This window comes from Martinezella lusitana, from assembly GCF_014207095.1.
Taxonomy (GTDB): Bacteria; Pseudomonadota; Alphaproteobacteria; order Rhizobiales; family Rhizobiaceae; genus Rhizobium; species Rhizobium lusitanum_B.
The window spans coordinates 121,854-134,981 of record NZ_JACHBG010000009.1; the positions used below are offsets into that span (position 1 = coordinate 121,854).

The window sequence follows — 13,128 nt, forward strand, 5'->3', positions numbered from 1 at the left end:
TGCTTCGGGTTGTGGTTGTTCATGACGTTGACGGATTTCGCGCCATAGGGTAGGGCCAAATTTGGAAATGTCCTGAATTCTGCTAACGAGATGTAACGCCAAGGAAGTTATGAGAAACACTATGGGTCGTAAACGGAAATTTGTCCTCATTGATCCAAGCTTCGATGGAAAAGGCGGCGACAAATGGCAATATGCCATGGCCTTTATCGATTCCGCGCGGGAGCGGGATTTTGAATTTACATTACTTGCAAATATTGAATCACCAACTGTCAGTGAAATCAATGGAGTTGGCGTTGATCAAAGAAATATCTTTAACTATAGTTTTTATATGCATGGAGATATAGTTTCTCGGCCGTTCTCAGGCGCCAAGCGGCGGAAAATTAAGCTCGCCGACGCGGCTGCAAATAGAGCTATTAGTGATATTAACGCTAAGATTGCTCGATCGAAGGAGGAAGAGGATCACATTGGCGTAGAGCGTTGGACCGCTATCAAAGCGGAAATTGTCGCCACTCGAATTCACGCGAAAGTCGTGGAAGAGGCAGAGGCCGATCGAGATGAGCCTCTTGTTACTCCATTTAATAGAGATGACTTCGCAATTGCGCTCGCTCGGGAGCTTTTAGACTTAGATCTCCAGAAAGGCGACGTTGTTTTTCTCCACACTGCAACGCAAGGCATGATGGAGAGCTTGTCTGAGATATCCATTCATCTCGACCAGCTGCTCGATGTTGATGCTTACTTCCTCTTTCACTTCGGGGCTGAAGCACCCGACGCAAGGACTTTCATTGACCGCTATCATTCCTACTCAAGCTTTGGTTCTCTAGCGTTGCGGCTTAAGACGGGCTCACCTTTCCGTCGGCTATTCCTGCTTGCGACGAGTGTACAGTTGCGCGACGAATTGGAAGCGCAATTTGGGGTTCCGGTGGGGCTGTTCGAAGGCCTCACCAATTGGACTCGTTACATACAAGCGGTCGGTGGTGACGGCGGTTATCAGGAGATTCGAAAGTCTGTTAGTTCCGACGTTCGCGATGGAGTGGTTTCGCTCGGTGTAAGAATAGCTGATCTCGATCAGCCTAGGATGGAAATTGTAAAAAGCACTGTAGATCTGCTTGAAAAGCAGGGGTTCACCGTCCGTGTCAATCTCGCATTTCATAGTAGAAACCGGGCCAAGGCTGCTCAACTAGTGGCTGGTCTTGATAGTGAAAAATTTATATTATTGTATACAGAAGAGAATGATAGCTATATCAAATTTCTTGTCTCTAACGCCTTAATTTTGCTCCCCTATCGGGAGGAGGTATATAGGAAACGCGTTAGCGCCGTTCTGCACGATTGCGCAGTTCTTGGGGTTTCCTGCGTGGTTCCGCATGGGACACCTTTGGCTGATGGGGGGGAGTATGCAGATGTTTATGTTTATGACGAGATTGCTGATGTTGCGTCAACCGTCTTGCTGGCCGCCACCGCTTTGCGGATCGATCCAGCGCGCTCATCTGAGCGGGTCTCAGTCGCGCATAAGCGGTTTGGCTCGGATGTAATCGGCAGACTTCTGCAATCCATGCAGCTGCCGTCGATGGTGATCTCGAAAAAGGCCCCAATCGCGACAGTTGTTATGCCGCTTTGGGGGCGTGTTGGGAGTTCGTATGCTATTGAAGCGCAAATTCGCTTTTTGCTCGAAGCTGGCTATTTCGTGATACAGCTACTCGCGCTCGATAAAGCTGCGGATCAATCAGAAGCGATGTCATATTTCTGGCGCATGCTCTATGAGAACTCACTTAAAATGCGGGCAAACATCCAACGAATTGCGTTTCGGGAGGCCGACGTAGATTTTGACTTATCTGTGGGTGAACCAAATGGCTTTGAACATTACCTTTCAAACATTGGGTCCAACAAGCTTTGGGACAATCGAGTGGAGTCGTTGACTCGCCAGTCCATTGTCACAGTTGTCAACCATGTATTCAACTCGAGGCTTGCTCGTCGTGTCGGTGGAGGAACGTTTATCCTTGAGACCCACGACATACAGAGTCGTCAAATGGTGCATTGGCCGATTCGTAATCCGCTTACCCAAGAACCGGAATCATATGACAAGCTCTTTCAACAAGAATTAAACGAAGTCGAATCCTATGATGCAATCGTTAACGTGTCAAAATTTGAACACGATCAGCTATTGATTGCAAATCGCAGCGCTAAAGTAATCACGCCTCATATCCCCCCGAATAGGAAGCCTCAGCAGTATGAGTCCATTAGCGCAATGTCATATAACCATGATTGGAGCGGGTTCTTTAGAGATGTCTACAAATTTGACTTTTTGCTGTTAGGCGATTCCCATCCGGCGAATGTTGAATCTGCAGTATGGTTTATAGACGAAGTGTTTGATAAACACCTCAAAGATCAGTCGTTCACGTTAGGTATCGTCGGTCGGGTTTGTTCGTCCCTCAGGCCTATATATGGAGAATTAGAAAAAGTCTTCTATTGCGGGTTTGTCGATGATATTGCTGACATCCGCGCGTTATCTAATGTGGTTGTACTCCCGGACCGTAGAGGGAGTGGTATATCAATAAAAACGTTGGAGACTTTAGCGTATGGTTCGCCATTTGTTGCGACGGATGTTGCCTTCCGTGGGCTTGCCGACCGTCTGCCGACGCCGCCAAGGTGCTTTAATGAACCCGAAGAGTTTGCCCGAGAGCTTGAGAAGCTTGCTGTAGATGAGAAGCGAAGGAGGGAGCACGGCGAAGAAGCGTGGAAGTTATATTTAGCGCTTGCAGGACAGTCAGTTTTTGATGGCGCGTGGAAGGCGATGTTCGATGAACTCAATTTGCCAATTCCTATTAATTTTCAATAGCATACATCAACAAGGTGATTGAGAGACTTCTATGAAGATAAAAGTTGCTATATTGGCAGTTGATAATAAGCCGAATACGGCAATTTTCTTCGATGCGCTGCTAAGATCGTTGGAGTTCTTCTCCCCCATCTCGGAGAGACTGGACATTACCGTCATTGGTGAAGTCAACGCCAAGCTGCGGGGTAGTTTGAATGTCCACACGCCCGAGGAGGTTTGCCAGGTTTCGTCATTCCCGGGAGCGCTGTCACCCTGGTACCGGGAGCAATTAGCTGGGCTCTACTTCGCGGCAGGAAGCGCCGCCGACTATTCTTTGGTGCTGCCAGTTGGGGCTTTCGCGATTAGTCCACTGTCAATCAACTCCCTCTTGCCGCGGCTGCGAGCAAGGACCACATGGGAGGCCCATTTCTTTCACCCAGAATGGTGGGGAAATGCAAAGTCGATCACCAGGAGACTTCCGCCGCATTCGTATGAAGGGCCGACGGTATTTCCAGGGATTTTAAATGGTCAGCTGGCACGGTGGGCACTAGATATCGTCCGTCGAGAGCACGCTTGCGACAGCTTTATGGTGCTGTCGGACCTAGCATTGTCCGGCAGGGATTGGAGCGCAATGTCGGTTTATGCTACAGCGGCGGGTTCACGATTTATGATGCACCATCACGATCCATTTGCTTCAAAGGGACTTGCTCTTATGAGTGAACAAGTGCTGTGGTCCGGGTCGCAGCTACCTGCTTTTGATCCGGCGCATCGTACAGGCAATGATTCCGGTTTGTTCACTTATGTACATTTAGATGAAATTTCTGAAGCTGAAAGAGTTCTGAGTCGTCTGTTTGCGTGCCTGAAGCCTTATTTAGGACACCAAAAGCCTCAGTGAGGAAAGAAAATCGTGAAAAGCTTGATCTCAGTATTTAGTCCGCTGAAGGAAAATGCTTCGGAAGAAGCATTGATGAGGCTGCGGTGTGACAGCCAGTCAATGAATTACTATGGCGATCTTTCTAGGTATATTTCGAAGAATATACTTGGTTTTGAGACGCTGAGCCTTCTTGATGTTGGACCCAGGACGGGTTCCGGCTTAGCGTTACTTCGACTTCTGCATCATCCGACTGCATTCACACGGCTTAAACTTGATCCGGTTTATGGAATCGATCTTGACCCCGAGTTTCAGCGGATAGCTGAAAGTGAGTTCGAAGATATTTACCCAATGACTGGAGATATATTCGATCTGAATGCTAAGTCATACGACGTTGTAACGTGTAGTCACACTATAGAGCATATTCCAGATCTGGATCCGTTCATCGAGCAGATGGCTAATATTGCCCGACGAGCGGTGGTTATTGCTTGTCCGTTCGAAGAAGTAAATCGTGTCCCCGGGCACGTGAACACGATCACCCAGGAATTGTTTGATAAGCATGACTTCATCGACGTTGAGGTTTACGACTCAAACCATTGGCATAATGGCGTATGCTGTTTGGCCTTTAGGAAAATTGGATGAGCGAAACTAGGCCAAAGGTAGTCTTTATTGGCAATTGCCAGGCACAAGCTTTCGAGAGCTTGTGTGGCCATTTAGGCGTTGAAGTTGATGTGATTGCCGTGCCGCCGATTTGGGAGATAAATGAAGACAGTTCAGGTTTTTTAGCTGATAGTTTAATGAGAGCTGATTTCATTTTCTCGCAGCGCTTGAGTGAAGATTACTCATTAGAGTTGATCAGAAATGGGGTTCTTCAAGATAGATATGGCGAAAAAGTAATTGTCTGGCCGAATATATACTTCGATGGTTACTTTCCGGGTATACGTTATCTATACAATGATTACGGAAAAATTGTGGGGCCACTGGCCGATTATCATTTTCAATGGATAATTGATAGCTGGCGGGATGGCTCGACAGTCGAGGAAACTGCTTTACTGGCGCATGATCTATCAGTGTGGAAGGGTGATGTAGATTTCGTAGAGCAATCAACTAACCAGTTAAAGTCTAGAGAAAAGAGGGCTTCTGTTAATATAAGTGATTATATAGTCAATAATTTCCGCCGGAAGAAGTTGTTTTATACGATGAATCATCCTGTGGATGAGGTATTAGTCGAAATGCTTGCGCGGCTTTTCCAGAAGGCTGGTGTACCTTTTAGTAGTAGAAACTCAGTTGGCTATCCCTATACGTTAAATCAGATAATAATTCCGGAATTCCGAATTTTTAGAGAAAGGTATAAACCAATCTTTGAAGAAAGTTGCCTTTTCAAAGGCGTGGAATCGCCCACCGACGTGCCCGCGTCGCTCCACAATGAACGGTCGTATAGTTTTCGATCTTTGATAGAAGCATATTTCGCGCTATACGATCAATCGCGTTAATTATGCTAGCGCAGACTAGGTCGTGTTGACAAAGTGGATTCCCAAATCGGCTGAAGCGTGATTCAAGACTGCTTTTTAGGAGGCAGTATTGGCGTGAGGCGATTTGAGTGTCGAGGAATGGCGTGTAATCGAGCCGTTCCTACCCGGAAACGGGGACGCAAGTCGCGGCCCGCTCACGATAATCGGCGCTTTTTAAACGGGATGCTGCATGTCCTGCGCGTTGGCTGCCCGTGGCGCGACATGCACGAACGCTACGGAAAATGGAACTCTGTCTATGTCCGTTTCCGACGGTGGGCTGAGCAAGGCGTCTGGGACGCTCTGCTTGAGACCCTTGTGGAGCTTGGCTTAACCGACGACTGGCAGCATATGATCGACAGCACGACCGTTCGGGGTCATTCGCAGGCTGCTGGCTCAAAAGGGGGCTGATAAGGAGGCTTTTGGTCGATCACGCAGCGGCTTTACGACAAAAATCCACGCCCGAGCAGACGGTCAGGGACACCCTCTCGGCTTTGTCCTGACGGGCGGTGAGGCATCAGATTACAAGGCGGTTCCACAACTTCTTGCTATTCCCGTCAGCAGGCTGCGCAAAATGCTGGCGGACAAGGGATATGATGCGGATGCAATCCGCGAAGAACTCCTGCTGCATGGCGCTCGTCCTGTCATACCATCGCGCTCGACGCGGAAGCGCCCGCTACCGTGGGATTACGTTGCATACAAAGACCGGAACCGCATCGAGCGCATGTTCAATAAGCTGAAGCAGTTCAGGCGCATCGCTACGCGCTATGACAAGACGAGGATGCGTTTGCTGGCTTCCTGGCGCTGGCCCCAGCCAAACTCTGGTTGCCCTTCATTGGCGCACAGGCTTAGGCCGCTCTTTCTCCGCTCCCCAGAAAGAAAGCCGCGCGTCTGGCGCTTCCTTGTGAACCGCAATCTGCATATGAGCCCGAAGCTCCTTGCGGAAACGTGAGGCGTTGCGTGCTCCTCATACGCCGACGAAGCAATCTCCGGACGCATCGTTCTTGAAGACTGCCGCCCCGCCAAAGGCCGAAGACAGGCCACCTTCGCCAATGACACCTCCGTTATCGTAAACTGCGACAACGCAATCCAGCGGCGCAACGCTGACTGTATCGCCGGATGGGGCGAAACCTGCGCTTCTGAAAAGGTAGACAGGACAAGGAGAAGTCATCATTCCCTGAGCATATCTCCGTCATCGGAGACCACAAGCGCCTGATGTAACTTTGTCAATACGGCCTAGCCTAGCGACTAAAATGTAAAACTGAGCCACCGGCTGCAATTAGGAAGCTCGGCGCACCTTCATTTACTTCGAAAGCAATAACCTCTTGGCATCCAATCGTCAAATTTTCGTCTTTGAACTGCACATGGCAGTGTTGGAAAGCAATGCATATGGACACTGGTTGCAAACGCGAATTGATGGATAGGTTTATATTGACGCTCCGCTTGTCACGTTGTCCGGTGAGAACTAGCGCCGTGCTGAGCGCCTTATGCTGATGCTTAGGTAGCTGTAGTGGGAGAATTAATTCCGGATGGTACATGTATGCGCCTGACAATACGCGACTACTACTGAGTACGATATTTTGATATTCTGGTAAGCGATAGCCTAACGCCGCGGGCATAGATTTTCCGAAGACCTTTCGGTATTCTGGAGCCGTTCGTCTTCCCTCTCGCTTGCCATGTCTTAGATAATGAAAAAGCGGATTTATTCCCGACTTTCGCACGTCCGGATACACCTCCAGATACCAAGCTGAGTCGAATTCAGGATGAGGGTCAAGTCCCAACTTTGCGCCTACTCTAACGTAGTGCTTGATAGGATTCGCTACCTGATAGCTGAGTTGCGAGATATAGTAAGATGGATCGAAATAGACATTTGGTCTTCTATTTTCTTGGATACCATACCGTAAGAAGTGCTTGAAGGGATCTACGGCTGCCGACGCGATGTCTGGATATTGCTGTAGATAGAACTCTTCGTCAAATAGGGCTCTACTCGACGGGGTAGCGATTGAGGCGATTATCGAATTAATCCGTGAGGTTAATTTCTTCATAGGAACATCTGTCCCTCGCAGATATCTCGTAGATCGTGGCGAAACCTCTCTTGATTACATTCATCGTAAACTTGTTTCAGACCTCGTTCTCGGACTGCGCGCCAAACTGCTTGATCCTCGTGCAACGTTAGCACGGCTTCTGCGAAAGCTCGCGCGTCTTGCCACGGAGCGCTCAAGCATCCTACGCTGTCATTCCAGCTTAGCTGTGCCATCAGCAGGGGGGTTATGACCATCGGCACGCCGTGTCCTACACAATTGTGGACTTTCTGTGGGATCCCGGCGGCAAACCGGGTCGGTGCAATAGATAGTCGGACGGAATTGAATACGTCTTGAAGATCATCAACTCGACCAAGAGCGACGACATCATGCCGCTCGAATTTCGTCCGAATTTCTCGTGTAATATTGCCCACCAATACAAGACGGGCCCGTGTGCCAAGTCGCGCGGAAACGATCGGCCATGCGTGAGTTAGAAACCAATCAATAGAGTCAACGTTGGGCGTCCCATCCTCAACGAGCGGTCCAACGAATAGAACTCCGTTTCGATCTTCAAAAGCTGAGGGCCCTGGTTCATTCGTCATCAGGTGCCCGAGTATTTTGACGTGAGTGACACCGCCAATTTTCTTCAACAATTGGCTTTCGCCGTTAGAAACGCAAACTACGACGTCAGCTAAGTTGGAAAAAGATGTCTCTAATCGTATCGCGTGACGAAGCAAGGAGCTGTCTATATGCTTATCGTGATTAAGTTCCATAATTGCTTGTCTAGCCGAGAATAGTGCTTCAGTGTCAAAGACAATGCGAGATTTCACCCAGTTTCTTAATTGAACTCCACATTCGAGAAATGTCTTTACTACGAAATCGACATTGTGTGGTCGACTGACCCAAAGCAGATCGTAGTATCCCGGGCGTTGATCAATAATCCGCTTTAGTTCGCCGAGCGCGCCAGGTTCCAGAATCTCTATTCTGGGGTCGACGTCGCGATAACGCGCGCTTGGCTCTGAATCAATATCATATACTGGTAGCATGGTGACCAAATATCCCATTTTGGTCATTAGGTTGATGATCGAGTTAGCACGAGGAAGACCTGCTCCGCTGTCCACATGCGGAACACGATCGTCGATGTACAGGACACGGAATCTGTTTCGATCCGGCTCTCGGGTCATGAACCCTGCAGGAGACGCGCCCGATTCGAAAAGCCAGTTTCTATGGCGCTTAAGCAATACATCTCTATGCTTGGAAAGCAGTGTCTCCACGTTTTCGCGAGAAGGTGAGGTTGCATTTTCGTAGTGAAAAGCAATGGCTCTTGGCTGATAGATAATGCGTCGACCAAGTTGGGCGCATCGTAGGCACAGGTCGGTATCCTCATAGTATGCCGGTGCAAAGGCATCATCAAACCCAGCCAGTCTCTCGAACAGGTCACGTTCAATCATAAGTGCGGCGCCAGACACATAACCTACTTCGCGCGCAAACAGAGCCTCGGGAGCACTGGGATCGCTAAGGCCGCGCAAGTATGGGTGTGTGAGCTGTGCGTCGTCTAAGAAGAATGCTCCTGCTTCTTGAAGTGTTCCGCCCGGGAATACCAGCCGCGCGCCAACGATGCCGACGTCGTCGTACAACTCAAATCCCTTTACCATTGCGTCTAGCGCACCAGGCATCAAATCGATGTCGGGATTGAGAAAAAGAATATGGCGTCCCGATCCTAAATGTGCCCCTCGATTACAGGCAGGTCCAAACCCTTCGTTCTTTTCATTATAGACTATGCGTGCGTTCTCGACTCGATTTAGAATATCTCGCGTTTCAGAATCCGAAGCGTTATCGATGATGATGACTTCAAACTTTGATTTCTCGCCTGCTTGATGGCTAGCGAGATTCGCTAGTGTCATGCAAAGAAGGTTAGCAGCATTATATGATACAATAACGATCGAAATGTCGGGATTGGTCTGCGCAGTAAAATGTATCTTTTGGCCATTTAGCCGAATGGCTTCAACGAGAAGGTTCGCGTGCAATTGGGCGACTTGGCGACCTATTCCAGCGTCAACTGCTTTAAGTTGATCTGATTTATGAGACATATTCACATTCCCAATAATGCATGGTGCGTGTTGAACCATTTAACACCGAAACTATTGGACGGTCTGGTTTAACTCAACGTGACCACAAAGGCCATTCGATATCAGTAATAGCTTCGTGGGCGCAAAACTTGTTGTCGGTAGGTGTTGCGTAACAACGGCACGAAGAACCATCGGCAAGGATGAAGTATCGCCACAACGCGATGTCATTGTTAGCGGAGGCAACTTTAGAAAGGATAGTGGCGAGATTGCTACCCCCTCCAGTCTGACAGTGCCGTCAGGACCATCATGTAAAATGAACGCATACGAGCGGGTCGCCTGGTGCAATAGGAACGAAGGGGCTTGGAAGGTTATTGTTATGTTATCGGAATCTGCTGCAACAAAAATTGCCGCAGTACTCCAATCAGGCTCGGCAGTAGATAGCACTTTCATCGCGAGCATTTGGAGCTTCTTCGCTTCATCAGTCATAGGCCGATCAGTGAACGAGGGAGCAATATTGATTCTCTTGCCAGCAAGGCTCCATAACTCCTCCCGCGATTCAACAGAATTTGTACCAAGCCGAACCCACCACGACCGGCGTTCTGGCGCAGAGCACGTCTGCCACTCGTGATGGTCCGTCCGAGAAACGAGGAACTCGGTCGCAAGAGGCTTTCCGTAGATGGCATGATCGGCGACCTCGGAAAGCCCGAGTGTCATTGCAGACGTCAGTACCAGTGGGCCAATCTGGTGGCTCGAGCTTCGCGTGTCCGTCGACGGAAACAACGGAGGTAAATTACTGCTACGAGATACATGTGCGCAAGATAACTTATCACTGAGACGCTTAGCCCCGAGATCCACATTCTGGCTATAGGCTTCAAATACGAATTTACTGGCGGCTGTTAACTCGACCAAATACTTCGGCGTCGCCGCCAACCCTTGTATTCGGCTAATCATATCGTGAATTGAACGAAAATTGTGGTCGGGCGACTGAGCTTCTAGTCCCTCGAACGCCACACTTGTACCCACCAGCGGCTTGCCATGAGCCAAGGCTTCGATGACTTTTAGCTTTAAGCCGGTTCCCATTAGCATGGGCGCGATGACGATATCCACCTCATTGAAAAAATCGCTGAGCTTCTCGACGTAACCGAGGATCTTAACGCCTGGTCCCATCTCGCTTGGCATACTCTTACAGATTTCGCCAGCGATGAGAAGCACTGGCATGGAAGGTTGCCATACCTGTTGCCAGGCCGAGGCAAATTGGCTTATGGAAACGAGATTCGCGTCGTTACCGTGACCCATGAACCCGATCGCTCTCACTTTGGTTGGCGAGACAAAATTCTGCACAACCGGAATGTTTGGCATCAGAAGACTTACCTCACGTCCGATAAGATGAGAAAAATACTTCTGTTCTGTTGGTTGGATAGCTATAACTATGTCGGCGCGAGACAAGCCTTCCTTTTCTGCGGCGGGACTTGTGTAGAAGAAATTCGGTGCTAGGCGGAATGGAAGATATTGATTTCGCCTCTCAGAGAACTTGTCATGCGTATCAATTATGCGCAAAACACCCGCAGGTACCTGAAGAAGGCAGGCAGAGAGGAAGACGTAGTTCACGAGAACGGCGGAAGCGGCTCCATGGTCTTCAAAATACCATCGGACGAAGTCGTTGAGTTCCTCAGGGCACCAATCATCTAGCTCAAACGCGGAAGCGCCGGTGTTTAATCTGATCGGATGCTTTAGCTCGAGGAACCATACTCGTCGAAAATACTCCTGCATCTTCTTTTGATCGGTGGGTGGGGTCTGCGCGAATCTGCGATAGATTTGGTCTTCATGAGCCAAATAGACGAAATCGATCTCAAAACCGCAATCTCGTAAGAAATCGCATGTTGACAGCAATCGTCTCCGATTTCCCGCACTACAAGGGAAGACAGGCATGGGTGCGATAACAAGAATAACGGGTTTTCCCATCAACGCTTACCTAAGTATAGCAATTTTAGCGTCGGCCTCAGAGATGACCAAGATCCTGCCGCTGCTTATTTGACTCTCCGTGGCGATCAAAGTGTGACCTCCATCGGCGCAATCAAAAGTAATGGATTTCACTAACGCAACTTTCGACTGATCGGAACCAATCGAGGAGAGATAACGTGGTGCGTGTATGCCCGGGATTGAAATCTCGTGCGAAGATCGCGTTCTCTTTGCGTCAAGGGACGGGTATGAGGTCAATTCGCGTCCAAAATTTCTATTCAAGAGAGCCACGATCTTGGAAACGAGGCTTTCAGTTTCATCCGCAAGGCACCGTAGAAGCGTTGCGACAACTGCTTGCTTAAGCTCCGCGCTAAGGGATTCAACAGCTCTAAGGGAAGTTATACTTACCGCAACTGAGCCGAACTGTGTGTCGATTGTCAACTCAGTTAGCTCCGGGAGACGCTGCGGCTTACCTGGGTGGCTAGGAGTCAAAATAACGAGATAAGTTAAGTCGCCCGATGTCGAAGTTTGGATGATCGACCACGCTAACACGCGCCAAAGGCTATCTGTGCCGGCCGCAATAGGAAAATGCAAATCTGGCGTTGGCTGATAGGTACAAAGCCAGACATCTTCACCAAGGATATGGGCGCACCCATCAAATTTTTCCAAAGCTTCCGCCAATCACGTTGCAAATTGATCCCAATCTAGGAACTCTATTCTCCTAGCTGATTGAATTTGACATCGAAATCACCCCCTTGAGGCGCAGTACCTCGAGGAACGCTAGCACCACGTGATATAGAGAACTGGAGGGAATCTTGTCGACAAGAGGCTTGCCGTCTCGATCGTAGTGATCAATCCAGCCGGCTCGTATAGGGGCGGGACTGAAAAACCGAGAAAAAATTGTGTTAGTAACCTTCGCTATAATTAAATCGCGATTCTCGCCAAGAAACTCTCTTGCCGCAACGCAGGCCTTTATTGTTTCAGTTTGCGGCCAAAGTCTAGTGTTTGGAGAGATTTCTGCGCCATTTCTATTTACCTGATCGATAGTATGACCTTTTTCTTCACGAAAGCCATATTTCATAGCGAAGGCTATTAATTTTCTCATTAAGTCAGGTTTTGGATCGCCGAAAATTCTCCCATAATGGCCAATAATCCATGCCCATTCAAATTGATGACCTGGCTCTACGATGTCACCGTGTGGTCCATCAAGGGGCGACCAATCGTCCTGAAAGAACTCTCCCAAGGCACCGGTATTCGAGTCGACCAAACGACTTTGAAAAAGGTCAATGATTTCTGCTGCTAGTCTATAGAATCGCTCGTCGCGAGAAACCTCTCCCCAGGCATTCATCGCTTCTATCAAGTGCATGTGAGGGTTTTGCTGCCTTGGGAATGACCGCTGCGCGTCATTCCAGAACCCTCCGAGAGGATGCTGCATTTCTCTTCTTAGAAAATCTACTGTTTGAAGTGCAACTGTAAGATACCGCTGATCTCTGTTAATTCTGTATGCCCAAGCCAAGGCAAAAATCGCAAAGCTAATATCATACAAATCAGAGGTGTCGTCCAATACCTCGCCCCTTTGCGAAATTAGCTTAGCCCAACCTCGCTCCGCTCCCAGCCAAGCTGACTTGATTAAGAAGTCCGCCGACTTTATGCCAACTTCATTCGAGCCGAAGATGCCGTGATGCGCGGCGTGGCTGAAAACATAGATTTGTCTGGCCTGCACCCTAACTCTGGTGAAACCTGGATCAACCGCAGCGCCGCGCATATCGAGGTGCTCAACAAAGCACCCATTTCTGTGGCGCCCCTCAGTACTCCAAAATGGCAAAAGCTCATCAACTAGATGACAATAAATTCTATCGTAAGGCACAGCAGATCTAAGGTTGTTATTCAT

At 49.0% G+C, this 13,128-nt stretch carries 8 protein-coding genes and 1 pseudogene; 5 read left to right on the top strand and 4 right to left on the bottom strand.

What is annotated here, in order from left to right:
- Window positions 1-121: 121 nt before the first annotated feature.
- The 5 genes and pseudogenes from GGD46_RS19540 to GGD46_RS34490 form a co-directional block, all read left to right on the top strand.
- Window positions 122-2,833 (top strand): glycosyltransferase family 4 protein, encoded by a 2,712-nt coding sequence (locus tag GGD46_RS19540; protein ID WP_184706927.1) that lies wholly within the window; start codon window positions 122-124, stop codon window positions 2,831-2,833.
- 31 nt (window positions 2,834-2,864) lie between these two features.
- A complete protein-coding gene (locus GGD46_RS19545; RefSeq protein ID WP_184706929.1) occupies window positions 2,865-3,704 on the top strand; it encodes a DUF6492 family protein in 840 nt (279 codons plus the stop codon).
- Window positions 3,705-3,716: 12 nt separating this feature from the next.
- On the top strand, window positions 3,717-4,322 hold the full coding sequence (locus GGD46_RS19550) for a class I SAM-dependent methyltransferase (RefSeq protein ID WP_184706931.1): 606 nt from the start codon (window positions 3,717-3,719) through the stop codon (window positions 4,320-4,322).
- Window positions 4,319-5,173 carry a WcbI family polysaccharide biosynthesis putative acetyltransferase gene (locus GGD46_RS19555; RefSeq protein WP_184706933.1) on the top strand — a complete coding sequence of 285 codons (855 nt, stop codon included), beginning with the start codon at window positions 4,319-4,321 and terminating at the stop codon, window positions 5,171-5,173. Before GGD46_RS19550 ends, GGD46_RS19555 begins: the two co-directional genes overlap by 4 nt.
- A gap of 117 nt (window positions 5,174-5,290) precedes the next feature.
- Window positions 5,291-5,987, top strand: a pseudogene (locus GGD46_RS34490) (IS5 family transposase); the annotation flags it as partial.
- A gap of 442 nt (window positions 5,988-6,429) precedes the next feature.
- On the opposite strand, the gene GGD46_RS19565 reads toward GGD46_RS34490, so the two are convergent.
- The 4 genes from GGD46_RS19565 to GGD46_RS19580 all read right to left on the bottom strand — a co-directional run bounded on the left by GGD46_RS19565 (window position 6,430) and on the right by GGD46_RS19580 (window position 13,128).
- Window positions 6,430-7,233 carry a hypothetical protein gene (locus GGD46_RS19565; protein WP_184706935.1) on the bottom strand — a complete coding sequence of 268 codons (804 nt, stop codon included), beginning with the start codon at window positions 7,231-7,233 and terminating at the stop codon, window positions 6,430-6,432.
- Window positions 7,230-9,338, bottom strand: coding sequence for a glycosyltransferase (locus GGD46_RS19570; protein WP_184706937.1), 2,109 nt, complete (start codon window positions 9,336-9,338; stop codon window positions 7,230-7,232). The genes GGD46_RS19565 and GGD46_RS19570 overlap by 4 nt, the downstream gene beginning before the upstream one ends.
- Before the next feature lie 12 nt (window positions 9,339-9,350).
- Entirely contained in the window at window positions 9,351-11,240 is a 1,890-nt protein-coding gene (locus tag GGD46_RS19575) for a glycosyltransferase (RefSeq protein WP_184706939.1), read from the bottom strand.
- A 718-nt stretch (window positions 11,241-11,958) separates the two neighbouring features.
- Window positions 11,959-13,128 carry an AGE family epimerase/isomerase gene (locus GGD46_RS19580; protein ID WP_184706941.1) on the bottom strand — a complete coding sequence of 390 codons (1,170 nt, stop codon included), beginning with the start codon at window positions 13,126-13,128 and terminating at the stop codon, window positions 11,959-11,961.

What these genes read in the sequence shown, in the direction of transcription:
- GGD46_RS19545 (WP_184706929.1), top strand. Translation starts at nt 2,865, where the DNA reads ATGAAGATAAAAGTTGCTATATTGGCAGTTGATAATAAGCCGAATACG.
- GGD46_RS19540 (WP_184706927.1), top strand. Translation starts at nt 122, where the DNA reads ATGGGTCGTAAACGGAAATTTGTCCTCATTGATCCAAGCTTCGATGGA.
- GGD46_RS19580 (WP_184706941.1), bottom strand. Translation starts at nt 13,128, where the DNA reads ATGAATAACAACCTTAGATCTGCTGTGCCTTACGATAGAATTTATTGT.
- GGD46_RS19570 (WP_184706937.1), bottom strand. Translation starts at nt 9,338, where the DNA reads ATGGTTCAACACGCACCATGCATTATTGGGAATGTGAATATGTCTCAT.
- GGD46_RS19575 (WP_184706939.1), bottom strand. Translation starts at nt 11,240, where the DNA reads ATGGGAAAACCCGTTATTCTTGTTATCGCACCCATGCCTGTCTTCCCT.
- GGD46_RS19555 (WP_184706933.1), top strand. Translation starts at nt 4,319, where the DNA reads ATGAGCGAAACTAGGCCAAAGGTAGTCTTTATTGGCAATTGCCAGGCA.
- GGD46_RS19565 (WP_184706935.1), bottom strand. Translation starts at nt 7,233, where the DNA reads ATGAAGAAATTAACCTCACGGATTAATTCGATAATCGCCTCAATCGCT.